The following is a 17411-nucleotide window of genomic DNA, read 5'->3' as shown; positions in this document are numbered from 1 at the left end:
CCACCGCGCCGCCACTCGCCCGACGGGCCCCTACGATCGGATCAACGGGCGCCCCGTCACTTCCTCGTACATCGCATCCGGGGCGATATCGACCCCGTTTGGCCATACCACCGCGCCATCCGCAATGGAGGCCCTGGCGAAATAGGTCTCATCAGCCAACGGGGCAAACACGCCATGGAAATCATCGCGCGACATATCCACGATTCCGCGCGTGCCATCGGCGAATTCAACGTCCAGTCGATGATTTGGCAGGACAGCCAGACGGGTGACGTGCCACGCAACCATTGCATTACTCCAGGGGCGGAATGGGCTTTGGCATTTCGTGATTTCTGCAAAGCCGCCAATCTTCGGCCAATTCGGTTCGATGCGCCGACGCCCATTCCAATACCAGTGCAAGCGCACGCCGAGGGAGCGACCCGGCGATAACCTCAAGCGTATCGATTCGGATGATCGCTTCGGCGTCGCCATAGCGCGCATGGAAATGGGCCGGTTCGTGGTCACGCCAATACATCGTGATCACGATCCCGAAAAATATGCTGAGGGTTGGCACATTGGCTCCCGCTGTTGAGGGAGCATCATCGTATTGCGGGGTCATCATGCCTTCGATCGGTCCATGCCGAAGATATAAAAAAAGCCGCCTCGAAGGAAGCGGCTTTTTGACGGCGGTAGGCTGCCTTACCTCTTCAACACCAGATCGCCCGGCAGCGATTCCAGATAGGCGGCGATGTTCTTCAGCTCCTGCCGCGTGAAGGGGCGGGGCTTGCCGTCCTTGCCGAGCACGCCGGGGTTGGCGTTGACCTGGCCCTGCATGATCGCGTTGGAGCGGCCGACCTGCGGGTTGCCGTGGACCTGGTAGGCGACCAGCGCGTGATACAGGTAGCCGGCGTGCTGGCCGGCCAGCTTCGGATAGTCCGGCGCTATCGGGGAATTCATGTCGGCGCCGTGGCAGGCGGCGCAATTGCCCTTCTGCACCAGGGCCTTGCCGGCTTCGATGTCGGCGGCGGAGGCCGACATCGCCGAGGCACCCAGCACGAGTGCGCCGAGCGCGAACGAGAGCGTCTTGAGCGTCTTCATGTCGAGTCCTCTCACTTCTGCGGATTGTCGCGGGTATCGCGCTTCTGCTGCGCGTAGTACGCAGCCACGTCGGCGATATCCTGGTCGCTCAGCGTCGCCGCGATGCCACGCATGGTCGGATGCTTGCGGCCGCCCTTCTTGTACTCCTGCAGCGCGTTCGCGATGTACTTCGCGCTCTGGCCCCCGATCATCGGCACTTCGTACACCTCGGGAAACGAAGCCCGATATCCCGGAATTCCGTGGCAGCCGATACACATCGCCACCTTGTCCCGGGCTGCCTCCACATTGCCCTTGACTTCCTGGGCCTGCGCTGCCGTCGCGGCGGCGCCCAGCACCACCATCGTGAGGAGCTTTTTCATTGTCGTAGTCGGATTGGAAGGATTGAACCCTGCGTGACCTGCCCGAGCGGCCAGACATGGAACTCCCGCCGAATGCACGGCCGGGGCCGTGCGCATCGACCGTCATGCCGGCCATTCTTTCGTGATCGCCGCTTCCCGACCAGGGCCGCCAGGGTGCGACGTGGGCGGCCGGGGAAGGAGGATGGACGTGGGGGCGCGTCAAACCTGCGCATTGTACCGCACGCGGCACGCGGCAGTCCATAGAGCGGCGCCATGGCCGCACGCGAACGGGAAAGCTCTTTTATACTGGCCCATTCCGACCCGAACGAAGCCTCAGAACGCGACATGACCGATACCGCCCAAGCCGCCGCTGGCGCCTCTGCCGCCCCCTCCGCCCGCTTCGAGGGCAGCGCCCACTACGTGGCCACCGACGACCTGAAGCTCGCCGTCAACGCCGCGCGCACGCTGCAGCGTCCGCTGCTGATCAAGGGCGAGCCTGGCACCGGCAAGACCATGCTGGCCGAGGAAGTCGCCGCCGCGCTGGGCATGCCGCTGCTGCAATGGCATATCAAGTCGACCACCAAGGCGCAGCAGGGCCTGTACGAATACGATGCGGTGTCCCGCCTGCGCGACTCGCAGCTCGGCGACGACCGCGTGCACGACATCCGCAACTACATCGTCAAGGGCGTGCTGTGGCAGGCGTTCGAGTCCGACGAGCCGGTGGTGCTGCTGATCGACGAGATCGACAAGGCGGACATCGAATTCCCCAACGACCTGCTGCGCGAAATCGACCGGATGGAGTTCTACGTCTACGAGACGCGCGAACTGATCCGCGCCAGACATCGTCCGCTGGTCATCATCACGTCGAACAACGAGAAGGAACTGCCGGACGCCTTCCTGCGCCGCTGCTTCTTCCACTACATCAAGTTCCCCGACGCCGACACCATGCAGCGCATCGTCGACGTCCACTATCCGGGCATCAAGCGCGAACTGGTATCGGCCGCGCTCGAGGCGTTCTACGAGATGCGCAACCTGCCGGGCCTGAAGAAGAAGCCCTCGACCTCGGAGCTGATCGACTGGCTCAAGCTGCTGATGGCCGAGGACATTCCGCCCGAGGCGCTGCGCAGCCCGGACAAGAAGGCCGCGATTCCGCCGCTGCACGGCGCGCTGCTGAAGAACGAGCAGGACGTGCATCTGTTCGAGCGCCTGGTCTTCATGAACCGCGCCAACCGCTGAACGCCGCCCTGCCCTTCATCGAACTGCGAACCTCGACCATCGAACCTCCAACCCTCGCCAGGAACCCCGATGACCCGTCTGATCGCGCCGATCGTGCTGGAAGGCCGGCACGTCATGCTCGAGCCGCTCGACGCCGCGCATGAAACCGAACTGCGCGCGGCTGCGAGCGATGGCGAGCTGTGGAAGCTGTGGTACACCTCGGTGCCGACGCCCGACGGCATGCGCGCGTGGATCGACACCGCGCTGGACCAGCGCGACCGCCTCGGCGCGATGCCCTTCGTGGTGCGGCGCGTGCAGGACGGCGTGGTCGGTCCGGTGGTCGGCTCGACGCGGATGTTCAATGTCGACGAGACCCACCGGCGGCTCGAGATCGGCCACACCTGGTATGCGCAGAGTGTGCAGCGCACGGCGGTCAACACCGAGTGCAAGCTGCTGTTGCTCGCGCATGCCTTCGAGCAGCTGCGCTGCATCGCGGTCGAATTCCGCACGCACTGGATGAACCACCAGAGCCGCGCCGCGATCGCCCGGCTCGGCGCCAAGCAGGACGGCGTGCTGCGCAACCATCAGGTGATGCCCGACGGCTCGCTGCGCGACACCGTGGTCTTCTCGATCATCGCCAGCGAATGGCCGACGGTGAAGCGCCATCTGCATTACCGCCTGGAGATGCCGCGCTGAGCGCCGCGTGCACGATCGCACCGACCGCACGCACACGACACACAGCGCGCACAGAGCGCAACGCACGCACCGCCAGCCCACCGCGACACCGAGACCCGCCATGCTGATCGACTTCTTCTTCTCGCTGCGGCACGCCAAGCTGCCGGTATCCGTCAAGGAATACCTGACCATGCTGGAGGCACTGAAGGCCCAGGTGATCGCGCCGTCGATCGACGAGTTCTACTACCTGTCGCGCATGACGCTGGTCAAGGACGAGAAGCACTTCGACAAGTTCGACCAGACCTTCGCGGCCTACTTCAAGGGCGTCGAGAACCTGGTCGACTGGAAGTCCGACATCCCGCTCGACTGGCTGCAGAAGACGCTGGAGCGCGAACTGTCTCCGGAGGAGAAGGCCAGGATCGAAGCGATGGGCGGGCTCGACAAGCTGATGGAGCGCCTGAAGCAGCTGCTCGAAGAGCAGAAGGAAAAGCACGAGGGCGGCAACAAGTGGATCGGCACCGGCGGCACCTCGCCGTTCGGCCACGGCGGCTACAACCCCGAGGGCATCCGCATCGGCGGCCCGTCCAAGGGCAACCGCACCGCGATCAAGGTATGGGAGACGCGCGCCTATCGCGACTACGACGATCAGGTCGAGCTGGGCACGCGCAACATCAAGGTCGCGCTGCGGCGGCTGCGCCGGTTCGCGCGCGAAGGCGCCGACACCGAGCTGGACCTGGACGACACCATCCATTCGACCGCGGCCAACGCGGGCTTGCTCGACATCAAGCTGCGCCCGGAGCGGCACAACAAGGTCAAGGTGCTGATGCTGATGGATGTCGGCGGCTCGATGGACGACCACATCAAGCGCGTCGAGGAACTGTTCTCGGCGGCCAAGACCGAGTTCAAGCACCTGGAGTACTACTACTTCCACAACTGCGTCTACGACTACGTGTGGAAGAACAACCGCCGCCGCCACGCGGAGAAGATCGCCACCTGGGACCTGATCCACAAGTACACGCCCGACTACAAGGTGATCTTCGTCGGCGACGCGACCATGAGCCCGTACGAGATCCTGCAGCCGGGCGGTTCGGTCGAGTACAACAATCCCGAGGCGGGCGCGGTCTGGCTGAATCGGCTGATCGACCAGTTCCCGCGCTTCGTCTGGCTCAATCCCGAGCCGGAAGGCCTGTGGCAGTACCGCCAGTCGATCTCGGTGATCAACCAGATCATGAAGGCGCGGATGTATCCGGTGACCATCGCCGGGCTCGAGCAGGCGATGAAGGTGCTGTCGAAGTAAGCCGGCCGTCGCCCGCTCACGCCACCACGTCCACCCCTTCCATCAGCCACTGCCGGAAGGTCTGCAGCGCCGGCAGGTGCTGCTTCTGCTCCGGGTAGCACAGGTAATAGCCCTTCTTGCTGAGCACCCGCGCGGGGTGCGCCACCACCAGCGCCCCGCTGGCCAGCTCCTGCTCGATCAGGCAGCGCGGGATCAGCGCGATGCCCAGCCCCGACAGCGCCGCCTGGGTCAGCAGCGAGAACTGGTCGAAGCGCGGACCGCTCCAGGCCTCGCGCGTGGTCACGCCCAGTTCCCCCAGCCAGTCGGACCAGGCCTCCGGCACCGTCGTATGGTGCAGCAGCGGATAGTTCAGCAGCGCCTGGGGCGACGCGGCGACGCCGTTGGGCTCGTTGGCCAGCAAACCCGGCCGGCACACCGGCAACACCTCGCGGCCGGTCATGTAGTCGGCCAGGCTGCCAGGCCAGACGCCATCGCCGAAGCGGATCGCCGCGTCCAGGTCCGGCTGCGAGAAGTCATAGCCCTGCGCGTGCGGCACGAACTCCAGCGTGACCTCGGGATGGCGCTCGAAGAACTGCGGCAGCCGCGGAATCAGCCACTTGGCGCCCAGCGTCGGCATGCTGGCGATATGCAGCGTGCCGCCGCGGCCCTGGCTGGCCACCAGCTCGACGGTGGCGGCCTCGATCTCCTGCAGGCTGGGCCGGATCCGCTCCAGATAGCGGCGGCCGGCATCGGTCAGCAGCAGGCGCTGACGGACGCGTTCGAACAGATCCACGCCCAGCGACGACTCGAGCTGGCGGACCTGCTTGCTGACCGCGCCCTGCGTGACATGGAGCTCGCGGGCGGCCAGCGTAAAACTGAGATGACGGGCGGCGGCCTCGAAGGCCTGCAGCCCGGTCAACGACGGGCATAGGCGCCGCATGCGACTTCCTCGATTTCCCAGACTTCACGACCAAATGGAATGACCGTGCGATTTTAATTCGTTTGCACGGTTCTTGCAGATTTGCGCAGAATCGCAAGCAAAGCTCAACGAGGCTTTCTAGCACAGCAACGACGGGCGCGCCCTGCCGACGCCCTTTCTCCCCCATTTCCGTGTTGGACCCCCTTTTCAGGATCATTCATGCAACGCCGTAACATGCTCCGCCTCATCGCTGCCGGCTCGGCCGCCCTGGCCGCCGGCCTGTCGTTCCAGGCTGCCGCGCAGGGTTCGTATCCGACCAAGCCGATCACGCTGGTCGTGCCCTTCCCGGCCGGCGGCACCACCGACATCGTCGCCCGCATCGTCGCCGACAAGCTGGGCCAGCAACTGGGCCAGGCCGTGGTGGTCGACAACCGCGGCGGCGCCGGCGGCAGCATCGGCACCAGCTACCTGGCCAAGGCCACGCCGGACGGCTACACCATCGGCATCGCCACCGCCTCGACCCACGGCATCAACCCGGCGATCTACCCGCGCCTGCAGTACGACGCGACCAAGGACTTCACCACCATCACCAACCTGGCCTCGGTGCCGAACGTGATGAGCGTCCACCCGTCGGTCAAGGCAAACGACATGAAGGCCTTCATCGCGCTGGCGCAGTCGCAGCCGAACAAGCTGGCCTACGGCTCGGCCGGCAACGGCAGCGTGTCGCACATGATGGGCGAGCTGTTCAAGCTGAGCAGCAAGACCGAACTGCTGCACGTGCCGTACAAGGGCGTCGGCCCGGCGCTGAACGACACGCTGGCCAACCAGGTCCAGATCCTGTTCGACAACCTGCCGTCGTCGCTGCCGTTCATCCAGGGCGGCAAGCTGCGCGCGCTGGCCGTGGCCGCGCCCAAGCGCGTCGCCGCGCTGCCGAACGTGCCGACCTTCGCCGAGCTGGGCCTGGCCGAGGTCAACGATTCGTCGTGGTTCGGCCTGATCGCCCCGGCCAAGCTGCCGGCCGACATCCAGACCAGGCTGCACGACGCCACCGTCAAGGTGCTGGCGATGCCCGAGGTCAAGGAGAAGTTCGAGAAGCTGGGCGCGACCCCGGTCGGCGACACGCCGGCGCACTTCGCCACGCAGATCAAGAACGAAGTGGCCAAGAACAAGCGCATCGCCGCCGCCGCCAAGATCTCGATGGACTAAGCCGCAAGACCGAGCCGCAAGCATCATGACCGAAGCAGACCGAAAGAGCGCGGAGCGCCCTTACTTCCTGCAGCTGCCGGAAGGCGAGAGCAGCCCGCTCTTTCTCGATTCGCCGCATAGCGCGACCACCTACCCGGCGGACTTCCGCTACGCCGCCGGGCTGCCCCTGAACCTGCTGCGCCAGGCCGAGGACACCTTCGTCGACGAGCTGTACGCCGACGCGCCGAAGCAGGGCATCGCGCTGCTGTGCGCGGGCTTTCCGCGCAGCTACCTCGATGCCAACCGCGGCATCGAGGAGATCGACCAGGCCCTGCTCGACGCTCCTTGGCCGGGCCCGATGCAGGAAACGCCCAAGACCCGGCTCGGCAAGGGCCTGGTCTGGCGTGTGCTCGACACCGGCGAGGCGATCTACGATCGCAAGCTGAGCGTGGCCGAGGTGCAGGCGCGCATCGAGCGCTACTACCTGCCCTACTACGCCCAGCTGCAGAAGCTGGCCGACCGGGCGATCGCCGAGCACGGCAGCGCGTGGCACATCAACTGCCATTCGATGCCGAGCGAGGCGGCGCAATACGCCACCGAGCATCCGGGCCTGCAGCATCCGGACTTCGTGGTGGGCGACCGCGACGGCAGCACCTGCGACAAGCGCTTCACCGACCTGGTCGAGGGCGTGCTGAAGGAAATGGGCTACGACGTCTGGCGCAACCACCCCTACAAGGGCGTGGAGATCGTGCGCGTGGTCGGCCAGCCCCAGGCCGGCCGCCACAGCCTGCAGCTCGAGATCAATCGCAAGCTGTACATGGACGAGGTGGCGCTGACCCGCAATGCGGGCTTCGACAAGCTCAAGCAGAACCTGAACGCGCTGCTTGCCGAGCTCGACCGCTTCGCCCGTTTGGCGGCGACGCGTTAAGCGCCAAGCGCCGGGCCGGCATCGGCCCGGCGCGATTCGCTGCACCAGGGCGCCGCAATGGCGTCACGAGGGAGCGGACCGGGCTCGCACCGAGGCCGGATCGGGTCCAAATCGGGCCCTGTCCGCGCTCGGGACTGACCCTAGGTTGGCTGCCGCGAGGAACTTTGTGCAAAGGGTTTCCTCTATCATGGCAGTCTTTTGCCAACCACTTCGCCCCCGAAGCAAGCAGATCCCGTGATCCGACGAATTTCCATGCGGCTGCGCGCCCTCGCCGCCGCGGCCGCCGCCCTGATGCTGGCCGCCTGCGCCACCGCGCCTTCCGAGTCCGGCGACACCGCCGGCCAGCAGGCCCAGGCCCCCGCCGCCAGCCCCGCCCCGCAGGCCCCCGCGCCCGCACCGCGCGGCGCGACTTCCTACTCCGACAAGCAGGCGGTACCGCCGCCGGATAACGACAACTCCCCGACAAAGACCGTGACGCTGCCGCCCACCGGCCGCGTCAGCCTGGCCGAATACCGGGCGCAGATGCGCCAGCAGCTGATGCGCAGCGAGAACGCCAGCGCGGACGTGGCCGACTGCGCCGCGCACGCGAGCTGGGTGGTGCCGCGCTCGGCGACCTACGACGCGCTGCGCATCCCGACGGGCGCGCTGGCGTCGGGACAGGCCTCGGTCGAAAGCTGGGAAGGCCGCTTCTCGCGCGGCAAGCAGGCGGTGCCGGTGACCTCGGTGGTGACCTTCTCGGCCGCCGCGCATCGCCGCAACGGCCAGTCGCGCTGGGACCCGGTCAAGGTCCGTTGCGGCTATGACGACGGCATGATGCTGGCCTACGAACTGCTGGACGACGACGGCGACATCATCGTCGAACCGGCCGCCAAGCCCGCCGTCAGCGTGGCGCCGCGCAACGCCACGGCCAAGGGCCGCAAGGCGAAGGCGACCAGGTCGAGCCGCTCGGGCAAGACCGCGGCATCGGCGAAATCGTCGGGCGGCACCAAGAAGGCCGCGGCGAAGTCCGGCGCTTCCTCCAGCAGCAAATCGACGAAGAAGACCAGCAAGTCGTCGCGCTGACGCTGCCGCGCTGCGTCGTCACGCTTGCCGCTGACTTGCCGCTGTAATGCGGCCGACTTGGCGCTGAACTGGCGCCGACTTGCCGCTGAATCGCCGCCGCATCCCGCGGCGGCGCTTCTCAATCCAGCTGCGCCAGGATCGCCTGCAGCATCGCCGCGCCCAGCAGCGCGCTGCGGGCGCCGTTCCAGCCCACCTCCGGCTGCGGCAGGTCGGCGTTGTCCTTGAACGGCATCTCCAGCGTCAGCGACAGGCAGCCGAACGCGTGGCCGATGTACTTGGAGGCCAGCTTCAGCGCATCGGCGTTGTACTTGCTCGCCGCATAGCCATGCACGTCCTGGAAGTCCGGCGTGGCGCGCTTGAACGCCTCGACGAAGCGCGCCTGCGCGACGCGCTGGGACTCCGTGAAACTGGGCAGCATCTCGCTGCCGGCGACGAAGTTGTACGGCAGGCCCTCGTCGCCGTGGATGTCGAAGAACAGGTCGCAGCCGGTCGACTCGATCGCGCGGCGCACGTGATAGACCTCGGGGCTGGTATCGAGGCTCGGCGCCATCCACTCGCGGTTCAGGTTCGCGCCGGCGGCGTTGGTGCGCAGGTTGCCCAGCGCCGAGCCGTCCGGATTCATGTTCGGCACGATATGGAAGACGGCCTTCTGCAGCAGCCGCTCGGCCACGCCGTCGCCGGCCCAGATGCCGGTGCCGGTCAGCCGCTGCAGCACGCCCTCGATGAACCATTCGGCCATGGTTTCGCCGGGATGCTGGCGCGCGATCATCCAGATGGTCTTGCGGCCGGCATTGTCACCGTCTGCCGGCGTACCGATCGTCACCGCCGTCATGGCGCGGCCCTGGACCGTGCTGCCCAGATGCGTCAGCCGCGCGCGCGGCGAACGCTGGCAGGTGCCCAGCAGGGCCAGGTGGCGCTCTTCGGGATACGGCTCGAAATAGGCGAACCAGACGCTGTCATGCGCCGGCGTGAATTCGACCGTCATCACCTGCCCGTCGAAGCGGGTCGGCACGCGGAACCACTGCACGCGGTCGTACGAGGCCACGGCCCGGTAGTCGCGCCAGCCGTCCGGATAGGTGCAATCGCCGGCGTTCAGGAATTGCAGCCGGCAGGCCTGGCCGGCCGCGCCGTGCAGCCCGAAATGGAACCACTGGCGGAAGTCGGCATGCGAATCGGCGCGGATGCGCAGCCGGATATCGTCGGCGCGGTCCAGCGCCTCGACTTCGATCGCGCCGGAATCGAACCGGCTGGAGATATGCAGCGCTGCGGTCTTCATGTCTGAGCCTCGCAAGACGAATTTGTTGTTGGCCGCGTTGTTGGCCGCGTTATTGGCCGCGTTATTGGCCGCGTTGTTGGCCGCGTTGTTGGCCGCGTTGTTGGCCGGCCCGGCGCGTGGCCATCGGCCCGACGCCCGCGCGCGCGGCGTCAGTCTTCCAGCCGGCGGCGGAACACCCAGCGCGCCGCGTCGGACGCCTTGGCGTCGTAGGCATAGCCGTCTTCGGCGAACTTCTTCAGGCCGGCCGCTTCGGTGATGCGCCGGGTCACCGCGAAGCGCGCCATCGTGCCGCGCGCGCGCTTGGCGTGGAACGAGATGATCTTGTAGCGGCCGCCCTTCCAGTCCTCGAACACCGGCGTGATCACGCGCGCGTTCAGCACCTTGGGACGGACGACCTTGAAGTATTCCTCGGAGGCCAGATTGACCAGCGTCGGCGCGCCCTCGCCCTTCAGCGCGGCGAGGTCCTTGTTCAGCAGTTGCGTCACGTCGTCGCCCCAGAACGCGTACAGGTCCTTGCCGGCCTCGTTGGCCAGCCGCGTGCCCATCTCGAGGCGGTACGGCTGCATCCAGTCCAGCGGCCGCAGCACGCCGTACAGGCCCGACAGGATGCGGACATGGCGCTGCGCGAAGGCGAGGTCGTCGTCGGACAGGCTGGGGGCGTCGAGCCCTTCGTAGACATCGCCGTTGAAGGCCAGCGCCGCCGGCTTGCTGTTGCGCGCGGTGAATTTGGGCGACCAGTCGGCGTAGCGGGTCGCGTTCAGCACCGCGAGCTTGTCCGAGATATCCATCAGCGTGCCGATTTCCTGCGGCGACAGCGCGCGCAGGCGTTCGATCAGCTGCGCCGAACGCGGGATCAGCCGCGGCAGGTGGCTGGCATTGAGCGGAGGCCGGACGCGGGGCGGCGTCTCGTAGTCCAGCGACTTGGCGGGCGACAGAACGATCAACATGGCAGAATGCGGCAGAAACAAAGTTCCGATTGTAACGAATGCTCAACCCCTCTACCGGACCCGCGATCGGGTCCAACGCCGGGTCCAACGCCGGGTCCGCCACAGGACCCAGCGTCGCACCCAACCCCGCGCCCGCGCTTCCGAACGCAGCGCCCGACGACGCCTCCCCGCCCCGCGTGGTGCTGGACTCCAACGTCTGGATCGACCTGCTGGTATTCCGCGATCCGCATGCCGAGCCGATCCGCACGGCCCTGCGGGACGGCGCCATCGCGCCGCTGATCCGCGCCGATTGCCGCGAGGAATTGCGCCGCGTGCTGGCGTACCCGCAGTTCGCGCGCTTCGACGTCGATATCGACGAGGCGCTGGCGACCGTGGACCGGCTGACCACCGCGGTCGCACCGCCCTGCCCGACGCAGGCCGAAGCGATCCGGCTGCCGCGCTGCCGCGACGGCGACGACCAGAAGTTCATCGAGCTGGCGCACTTCGCCGGCGCCGAATGCCTGGTGTCGAAGGACAAGGCGGTGCTCAAGCTGGCGGGCCGGCTGCGCCGCAGCAGCGGCGTCGCGGTATTGACGCCGCAGGCCTTCGCGCCCTGGCTGGCCGCGCGGCCGGCACGCTAGAATCGCCTCCGATTGCCAGCCTGCCACCCCGTCTCCCCGCCATCCGATTGACGTTCGACCATTTGACGATTTGACGATTGACGCCATGTCCGCCGACGCCCCGCTGAGCCCTCCCCCATCCCGCCTGCCCAACGTGGGCACCACCATCTTCACCGTGATGTCGGCGCTCGCCGCCGAGAAGAACGCGGTCAATCTGGGCCAGGGGTTTCCGGACTTCGATTGCGATCCGAAGATCGTCGACGCGGTCACGCGCGCGATGCGGGGCGGCCTGAACCAGTATCCGCCGATGGCCGGCGTGCCGAGCCTGCGCCAGGCCATCGCCGCCAAGATCGGCAGGCTCTACGGCCGCGCCTACGATGCCGACAGCGAGATCACGGTGACCGCGGGCGCGACGCAGGCGCTGCTGACCGCGATCCTGTGCGCGGTGCATCCGGGCGACGAAGTGATCGTGCTGGAGCCGTGCTACGACAGCTATCTGCCGGCGATCGAACTGGCCGGCGGCAAGCCGGTGCCGGTGATGCTGGACGCGCCGCACTTCCGCATTCCGTTCGACCGCCTCGCGGCCGCGATCACGCCGCGCACGCGGATGATCCTGATCAACACGCCGCACAACCCGACCGGCACGATCTGGCGCGAGGACGATATGCGCCAGCTGGCCGCGCTGCTGGCGGGCACCGATATCCTGCTGCTGTCGGACGAGGTCTACGAGCACATGGTCTACGACGGCCAGGCGCATCAGTCGGTGGCGCGCCATCCGGAACTGGCGCGGCGCAGCTTCGTCGTGTCGAGCTTCGGCAAGACCTATCACGTGACCGGCTGGAAGGTCGGCTATGTCGCCGCGCCGGCCGCGCTGATGGCGGAATTCCGCAAGGTCCACCAGTTCAATGTGTTCACCGTCAACACGCCGGTGCAGCACGGCCTGGCCGACTACATGGCCGACCCCGCGCCCTATCTCGAATTGCCGGCCTTCTACCAGGCCAAGCGCGATTACTTCCGTGCGGGACTGGCCGATACGCGCTTCAAGCTGCTGCCGTCGGACGGCACCTATTTCCAGTGCGTCGACTATTCGGCGATCTCGGACATGAGCGAAGCGGATTTCGCGATGTGGCTGACGCGCGAGATCGGCGTCGCGGCGATTCCGGTATCGGCGTTCTATTCGCAGCCGCGCGAATCCGGCGTGGTGCGCTTCTGCTTCGCCAAGCGGGAGGAGACGCTGGCGCTGGCCTTGGAGCGGCTGCGCAAGCTGTGAGGCAGGGCGGGCGGTCTGCGCCATGCGACCGCCCGTTGCCCTCTCCCCGGCCCTCTCCCGCAAGCGGGAGAGGGAGTACACCGAGGGTTATGAACACCGGCGCGCTACGAAGGACCGGCAACGAATGCCCGGCCCGGCGGAGTTCTCCCTCTCCCCTCAGGGGGAGAGGGTTGGGGAGAGGGGGGCTCCAAACCGCGATCGCCCTCTTACGGCTTGTTCCGGCTCAGCATCAGCTCGGTGTTGGTCTTGCGGTCCGCGTTGACCTTCTGCACCGTCGGCCGCTCGCTCATGCGCTTCAGATAGTCCTTGACCGGCAGGTCGGCCAGCATGTCGCTGCCGTAAATGATCTTGGTGCAAGCCGACACCAGCGGCAGGTGCACCACCGCGGCGCAGTCGGCCAGCGTGAAGGTGTCGCCGGCCATATATGGTGAAAACTTCGCCAGCCTGGCGAAGGCGGGAATGTAGCGGGTCAGCAGCTTGTGCTGGCGCTCCTTGACCCCATCGCTGACCTTGCCGCCGAAAAACGCCTCGGGATAAAGCTCCCGCGCGGTCAGTTCCAGATACAGTTCCATGTAGGTGACCAGTTCGCGCACCTTGCCGGCGGCGAGCGGATCGGCCGGCAGCAGCGGGGTCTGCGGATAGGCGGCCTCCAGGTATTCGGCGATCACCTCCGATTCGCACAGCGTGCCGCCGTCCGCGACGATGTACGGCACCTTGCCCAGCGGCGAGGCGTTCAGGTCGGTCTCGCCGATCCAGGCCAGCACCTCCTCGAACGGCACATTCTTTTCCAGCAGCGCCAGCTTGACCTTGTTGTAGTAGTTGCTGGCGGCAAAGCCGCAGAGCTTCAGCATGGGTATGTCTCCTTTGTTGTGCTGCGTTCTCCCGGACGGGATCGGTGGCCGCGCCCCGGCTTTTTTGGCCGATCAGCGCACGCGCCGGCGCGGCAGTGTTCACGCAACGAGTGCAAAAACCGCACGAGCGTGCTAATTTAACCACAACTTTTTGGAAGCACGATGAGCACTTTGACTATCGACACCCTCGGCATCGTGGGCACCGGCGCGATGGGCCGGGGCATTGCCCAGATCGCGGCGCAGGCCGGCCTGACCGTCCGCCTGTTCGACACCAATCCCCAGGCCGTCGCGGCCGCCCGCCAGTATCTGCAGGACACGCTGGCCAAGCTCGCCGACAAGGGCAAGATCAGCAGCGACGATGCCGCCGCCACGCTGTCGCGCGTGCAGCCGTGCGGCGCGCTCGAGGAAATGGCCGATTGCGACATGGTGCTCGAGGCCATCGTCGAGCGGCTCGAGGTCAAGCGCGAGCTGGTCGCCAAGCTCGAGGCCATCGTGCGTGCGGACGCGGTGATCGCGTCGAACACCTCGTCGCTGTCGATCACCGCGATCGCGGTCGGCGCGAAGCACCCGGGCCGCGTCGTCGGCTATCACTTCTTCAACCCGGTGCCGCTGATGAAGGTGGTCGAGGTGATCGACGGCCTGTCCGGCGATCCGGCGGTCGGCGATGCGCTGATGGCGCTGTCGCGCCGGATGGGCCATACGCCGGTGCGCTGCAAGGACATGCCGGGCTTCATCGTCAACCATGCCGGCCGCGGCATGAACATCGAAGGGCTGAAGGCCGCGCAGGAAGGCGTCGCCGAGTTCGCCGACATCGACGCGATCATGCGCGAGCAGGCGGGCTTCCGCATGGGCCCGTTCGAGCTGATGGACCTGACCGGGCTCGACGTCTCGCACCCGGTGATGGAGTCGATCTACAACCAGTTCTACCAGGAGCCGCGCTACCGCCCGTCGCCGATCACGGCGATCCGCCAGGTCGGCGGGCTGCTGGGCCGCAAGACCGGCGCCGGTTTCTACCGCTATGTCGATGGCCAGAAGCAGCTGCCCGCCGCCGCGCCGGCGCCCAGCGCGCGCCCGGCCAGCGTCTGGGTCAGCCGCGACAGCGAGCGCGGCCATGCGATGGTGGTCAAGCTGCTGACCGCGATGGGCGTCACGCCCGAGGGCGGCAACGCACCGTCGGCCGATGCGCTGATCGTCGTCACGCCGCTCGGGTTGGATGCCACCACCTGCGCGCTGCAGCAGGGCCTGGACGCCAGCCGCGTGGTTGCCATCGACACGCTGCTGCCGTTCGAGGCCACCAGGCGCCGCACGCTGATGACGACGCCCGCCACCAGCGCGGCCATGCGCGATTGCGCCCACGGCCTGTTCGCCAGCGACGGCGTGCCGGTCACGGTGATCCGCGATTCGGCCGGCTTCGTCGCCCAGCGCATCGTCTCGTGCATCGTCAATATCGCCTCCGATATCGCGCAGCAGCGCATCGCGACGCCGTCGGACATCGACCTCGCCGTCAACCTGGGCCTGGGCTATCCGAAGGGCCCGCTGGCGCTGGGCGATGCGATCGGCCCGCAGCTGGTGCTCGAGGTGCTGCGCAATATGGAGCGGCTGACCGGCGACATGCGCTATCGCCCGAGCCCGTGGCTGTGGCGCCGTGCCAGCCTGGGCCTGTCGCTGCTGACCGAGGAAGCCTGACGCTCCCCGGCCCCTTCCCTTCCATCACACCACCGAGCCGCCATGCCTGCCCAACTGCTGTCCGAACGCGTCGATGCGACGCTGGTGCTGACCATCTCCAATCCGGAAATGCGCAATGCGCTCGGCCCGGAGATCTACCTCGCGACCAGGGAAGCGCTGCAGGCGGCCGAGCAGGACAGCGGCATCCGCGCGGTGGTGCTGACCGGCGCCGACGGCATGTTCTGCGCCGGCGGCAACCTGAACCGGCTGCTCGGCAATCGCGCGCAGCCGCCGCAGGTGCAGGCCGACAGCATCACGATGCTGCATGCCTGGATCGAAAGCCTGCATGCCTTTCCGAAGCCGATCATCGCGGCCGTCGAGGGCGCGGCCGCGGGCGCGGGCTTCTCGCTGGTGCTGGCCTGCGACTTCGTGGTGGCGGCCAGCAATGCCAAGTTCGTGATGGCCTACGTCAAGGTCGGCCTGACGCCCGACGGCGGCGGCTCGTATGAGCTGGCACGCGCGCTGCCGCGCCAGCTGGCCTCCGAGCTGCTGATCGAAGGCAAGACCGTCGACGCGCAGCGGCTCGCGCAGTTCGGCCTGGTCAACCGCGTGACCGAGCCGGGCGAGGCGCTGAACGAAGCGCTGCGCCTGGGCCAGTCGCTGGCCGCGCAGTCCTCGCACGCGATGGGCCGCATCAAGGGGCTGATCAACCAGGCCGGCACGCTGTCGCTGAACGCGCATCTGGCGCAGGAGCGCGAGAACTTCGTCGCCGCGCTGCATCACCCCGACGGCGGCGAAGGCATCAGCGCCTTCCTGGAGAAGCGCAAGCCGACCTATCGTTGAAGCCCACGGCCCAGCGCGGCCGACCGCGGTCCCACCCGCACCGATCCCGATAAAAAAGATACCGGAGACAGCATGAGCAGCAATCTTTCCCAGTTCGAGGGCACGCGCCCGGTCGCCGAGCAGCAGCGCTTCGATACCGCCGCGCTCGAAGCCTGGCTGCGCGACCATGTCGAGGATTTCGCCGGGCCGCTGACGGTCGAGCAGTTCAAGGGCGGCCAGTCCAACCCCACCTTCAAGCTGATCACGCCGGGCCGCACCTACGTGATGCGCGCCAAGCCGGGACCGAAGTCGAAGCTGCTGCCGTCGGCGCACGCGATCGAGCGCGAGTACCGCGTGATGGCGGCGCTGGCGAACACCGACGTGCCGGTCGCGCGCATGTACGCGCTGTGCGAGGACGAGGCCGTGATCGGGCGCGCCTTCTACATCATGGAGTACGTCAACGGCCGCGTGCTGTGGGACCAGTCGCTGCCGGGCATGAGCCCGAGCGAACGCGCCGCGATCTACGACGAGATGAACCGCGTCATCGCCGCGATGCATACCGTCGACTACCAGGCCATCGGGCTGGGCGACTACGGCAAGCCGGGCAATTACTTCGCGCGCCAGATCGAGCGCTGGACCAAGCAGTACAAGCTGTCCGAGACCGAGAAGATCGACGCGATGGACGCGCTGATGGACTGGCTGCCGCACCATATCCCGGAAGAAGACCAGGACCTGACCAGCATCGTCCATGGCGACTACCGGCTTGACAACCTGATGTTCCACCCCACCGAGCCGCGCGTGCTGGCGGTGCTGGACTGGGAGCTGTCGACGCTCGGCCATCCGATGGCCGACTTCGGCTACCACTGCATGAGCTGGCATATCGCGCCGGGCCAGTTCCGCGGCATCGCCGGGCTCGACTACGCCGCGCTCGGCATTCCCGACGAGGCGACCTACCGCCGCATGTACGAGCAGCGCACCGGACGCCAGATCACCGGCGACTGGAACTTCTACCTGGCCTTCAGCATGTTCCGCATCGCCGGCATCCTGCAGGGCATCGCCAAGCGCGTGGTCGACGGCACGGCATCGTCGGCGCAGGCGGTCGACGCCGGCCGGCGGGCCCGCCCGATGGCCGAGATGGGCTGGCAGTACGCGCAGAAGGCGAAGCAGCGGATCGCCTGAGCGGTACGTACGACCCAGGCTGGGCCCGACAAGGGCTGGCGCGGCGACGAGCCGCGCCAGCCCTTTTTCTTTGTGCGCCATCGGCTCGAAGCATCCGCCACATTGTCCGATGACATATAACCCGAGCCGG

General features: G+C 67.3%; 19 protein-coding genes. 11 read left to right on the top strand and 8 right to left on the bottom strand.

Features of this window, described 5'->3' with window-relative positions; translation table 11 throughout:
• Positions 1–30: 30 nt before the first annotated feature.
• The 4 genes from F1599_RS24405 to F1599_RS24390 form a co-directional block, all read right to left on the bottom strand.
• Positions 31–285: a DUF2442 domain-containing protein gene (locus tag F1599_RS24405; protein ID WP_150084791.1), complete on the bottom strand. Its 255-nt coding sequence runs from the start codon at positions 283–285 to the stop codon at positions 31–33.
• A gap of 4 nt (positions 286–289) precedes the next feature.
• The gene (locus F1599_RS24400; protein WP_223819862.1) at positions 290–598 is read right to left on the bottom strand and encodes a DUF4160 domain-containing protein; all 309 of its coding nucleotides are present in this window, start codon (positions 596–598) and stop codon (positions 290–292) included.
• Between the two features lie 77 nt (positions 599–675).
• The gene (locus F1599_RS24395) at positions 676–1074 is read right to left on the bottom strand and encodes a c-type cytochrome (RefSeq protein ID WP_149319338.1); all 399 of its coding nucleotides are present in this window, start codon (positions 1072–1074) and stop codon (positions 676–678) included.
• 11 nt (positions 1075–1085) lie between these two features.
• A complete protein-coding gene (locus F1599_RS24390) occupies positions 1086–1433 on the bottom strand; it encodes a c-type cytochrome (protein WP_006578948.1) in 348 nt (115 codons plus the stop codon).
• 324 nt (positions 1434–1757) lie between these two features.
• Between F1599_RS24390 and F1599_RS24385 the strand changes: the two genes are divergently transcribed.
• From F1599_RS24385 to F1599_RS24375, 3 genes are all read left to right on the top strand, one after another.
• Entirely contained in the window at positions 1758–2648 is an 891-nt protein-coding gene (locus tag F1599_RS24385; protein WP_149319339.1) for an AAA family ATPase, read from the top strand.
• A 69-nt stretch (positions 2649–2717) separates the two neighbouring features.
• Positions 2718–3323 carry a GNAT family N-acetyltransferase gene (locus F1599_RS24380; RefSeq protein ID WP_149319340.1) on the top strand — a complete coding sequence of 202 codons (606 nt, stop codon included), beginning with the start codon at positions 2718–2720 and terminating at the stop codon, positions 3321–3323.
• A gap of 100 nt (positions 3324–3423) precedes the next feature.
• Positions 3424–4599, top strand: a complete 1176-nt coding sequence (locus F1599_RS24375) for a vWA domain-containing protein (RefSeq protein WP_149319341.1) — start codon at positions 3424–3426, stop codon at positions 4597–4599.
• A gap of 16 nt (positions 4600–4615) precedes the next feature.
• On the opposite strand, the gene gcvA is transcribed toward F1599_RS24375, so the two are convergent.
• Complete coding sequence (gcvA, locus tag F1599_RS24370; protein ID WP_064573152.1) at positions 4616–5518, bottom strand: transcriptional regulator GcvA; 903 nt, start codon at positions 5516–5518, stop codon at positions 4616–4618.
• Between the two features lie 198 nt (positions 5519–5716).
• On the opposite strand from gcvA, the gene F1599_RS24365 reads away from it, so the two are divergent.
• From F1599_RS24365 to F1599_RS24355, 3 genes are all read left to right on the top strand, one after another.
• Positions 5717–6703, top strand: coding sequence for a Bug family tripartite tricarboxylate transporter substrate binding protein (locus F1599_RS24365; protein WP_149319342.1), 987 nt, complete (start codon positions 5717–5719; stop codon positions 6701–6703).
• A 25-nt stretch (positions 6704–6728) separates the two neighbouring features.
• Entirely contained in the window at positions 6729–7610 is an 882-nt protein-coding gene (locus F1599_RS24360) for an N-formylglutamate amidohydrolase (RefSeq protein WP_150084790.1), read from the top strand.
• Positions 7611–7844: 234 nt separating this feature from the next.
• Entirely contained in the window at positions 7845–8672 is an 828-nt protein-coding gene (locus tag F1599_RS24355; protein WP_395897093.1) for a BspC domain-containing protein, read from the top strand.
• A gap of 118 nt (positions 8673–8790) precedes the next feature.
• Here F1599_RS24355 and F1599_RS24350 read toward each other — a convergent pair whose 3' ends face one another.
• On the bottom strand, positions 8791–9948 hold the full coding sequence (locus F1599_RS24350) for a M14 family metallopeptidase (protein ID WP_149319345.1): 1158 nt from the start codon (positions 9946–9948) through the stop codon (positions 8791–8793).
• 149 nt (positions 9949–10097) lie between these two features.
• Positions 10098–10895: a peroxide stress protein YaaA gene (yaaA, locus tag F1599_RS24340; protein ID WP_150084788.1), complete on the bottom strand. Its 798-nt coding sequence runs from the start codon at positions 10893–10895 to the stop codon at positions 10098–10100.
• Positions 10896–10933: 38 nt separating this feature from the next.
• Between yaaA and F1599_RS24335 the strand changes: the two genes are divergently transcribed.
• Positions 10934–11515 (top strand): putative toxin-antitoxin system toxin component, PIN family, encoded by a 582-nt coding sequence (locus F1599_RS24335; RefSeq protein ID WP_149319347.1) that lies wholly within the window; start codon positions 10934–10936, stop codon positions 11513–11515.
• Between the two features lie 85 nt (positions 11516–11600).
• A complete protein-coding gene (locus tag F1599_RS24330; RefSeq protein ID WP_150084787.1) occupies positions 11601–12764 on the top strand; it encodes a pyridoxal phosphate-dependent aminotransferase in 1164 nt (387 codons plus the stop codon).
• 206 nt (positions 12765–12970) lie between these two features.
• Here F1599_RS24330 and F1599_RS24325 read toward each other — a convergent pair whose 3' ends face one another.
• A complete protein-coding gene (locus F1599_RS24325; protein WP_149319349.1) occupies positions 12971–13615 on the bottom strand; it encodes a glutathione S-transferase in 645 nt (214 codons plus the stop codon).
• A gap of 162 nt (positions 13616–13777) precedes the next feature.
• On the opposite strand from F1599_RS24325, the gene F1599_RS24320 reads away from it, so the two are divergent.
• The 3 genes from F1599_RS24320 (at position 13778) to F1599_RS24310 (ending at position 17281) form a co-directional block, all read left to right on the top strand.
• Entirely contained in the window at positions 13778–15301 is a 1524-nt protein-coding gene (locus F1599_RS24320; RefSeq protein ID WP_150084786.1) for a 3-hydroxyacyl-CoA dehydrogenase, read from the top strand.
• A gap of 42 nt (positions 15302–15343) precedes the next feature.
• Entirely contained in the window at positions 15344–16123 is a 780-nt protein-coding gene (locus F1599_RS24315) for an oxepin-CoA hydrolase, alternative type (protein ID WP_149319351.1), read from the top strand.
• A 72-nt stretch (positions 16124–16195) separates the two neighbouring features.
• On the top strand, positions 16196–17281 hold the full coding sequence (locus F1599_RS24310) for a phosphotransferase (RefSeq protein WP_149319352.1): 1086 nt from the start codon (positions 16196–16198) through the stop codon (positions 17279–17281).
• Positions 17282–17411 lie beyond the last annotated feature (130 nt).

It is taken from the genome of Cupriavidus cauae (genome assembly GCF_008632125.1).
Classification (GTDB): Bacteria; Pseudomonadota; Gammaproteobacteria; order Burkholderiales; family Burkholderiaceae; genus Cupriavidus; species Cupriavidus cauae.
Note: the sequence above shows the minus strand (reverse complement) of the source record. Positions and strands in the feature narration are given on the sequence as shown.

Excerpts from the sequence above, each read along its gene's own strand:
- F1599_RS24405 (WP_150084791.1), bottom strand. The coding sequence starts at position 285 with ATGGTTGCGTGGCACGTCACCCGTCTGGCTGTCCTGCCAAATCATCGA.
- F1599_RS24400 (WP_223819862.1), bottom strand. The coding sequence starts at position 598 with ATGATGACCCCGCAATACGATGATGCTCCCTCAACAGCGGGAGCCAAT.
- F1599_RS24395 (WP_149319338.1), bottom strand. The coding sequence starts at position 1,074 with ATGAAGACGCTCAAGACGCTCTCGTTCGCGCTCGGCGCACTCGTGCTG.
- F1599_RS24390 (WP_006578948.1), bottom strand. The coding sequence starts at position 1,433 with ATGAAAAAGCTCCTCACGATGGTGGTGCTGGGCGCCGCCGCGACGGCA.
- F1599_RS24385 (WP_149319339.1), top strand. The coding sequence starts at position 1,758 with ATGACCGATACCGCCCAAGCCGCCGCTGGCGCCTCTGCCGCCCCCTCC.
- F1599_RS24380 (WP_149319340.1), top strand. The coding sequence starts at position 2,718 with ATGACCCGTCTGATCGCGCCGATCGTGCTGGAAGGCCGGCACGTCATG.
- F1599_RS24375 (WP_149319341.1), top strand. The coding sequence starts at position 3,424 with ATGCTGATCGACTTCTTCTTCTCGCTGCGGCACGCCAAGCTGCCGGTA.
- gcvA (WP_064573152.1), bottom strand. The coding sequence starts at position 5,518 with ATGCGGCGCCTATGCCCGTCGTTGACCGGGCTGCAGGCCTTCGAGGCC.
- F1599_RS24365 (WP_149319342.1), top strand. The coding sequence starts at position 5,717 with ATGCAACGCCGTAACATGCTCCGCCTCATCGCTGCCGGCTCGGCCGCC.
- F1599_RS24360 (WP_150084790.1), top strand. The coding sequence starts at position 6,729 with ATGACCGAAGCAGACCGAAAGAGCGCGGAGCGCCCTTACTTCCTGCAG.
- F1599_RS24350 (WP_149319345.1), bottom strand. The coding sequence starts at position 9,948 with ATGAAGACCGCAGCGCTGCATATCTCCAGCCGGTTCGATTCCGGCGCG.
- yaaA (WP_150084788.1), bottom strand. The coding sequence starts at position 10,895 with ATGTTGATCGTTCTGTCGCCCGCCAAGTCGCTGGACTACGAGACGCCG.
- F1599_RS24335 (WP_149319347.1), top strand. The coding sequence starts at position 10,934 with ATGCTCAACCCCTCTACCGGACCCGCGATCGGGTCCAACGCCGGGTCC.
- F1599_RS24330 (WP_150084787.1), top strand. The coding sequence starts at position 11,601 with ATGTCCGCCGACGCCCCGCTGAGCCCTCCCCCATCCCGCCTGCCCAAC.
- F1599_RS24325 (WP_149319349.1), bottom strand. The coding sequence starts at position 13,615 with ATGCTGAAGCTCTGCGGCTTTGCCGCCAGCAACTACTACAACAAGGTC.
- F1599_RS24320 (WP_150084786.1), top strand. The coding sequence starts at position 13,778 with ATGAGCACTTTGACTATCGACACCCTCGGCATCGTGGGCACCGGCGCG.
- F1599_RS24315 (WP_149319351.1), top strand. The coding sequence starts at position 15,344 with ATGCCTGCCCAACTGCTGTCCGAACGCGTCGATGCGACGCTGGTGCTG.
- F1599_RS24310 (WP_149319352.1), top strand. The coding sequence starts at position 16,196 with ATGAGCAGCAATCTTTCCCAGTTCGAGGGCACGCGCCCGGTCGCCGAG.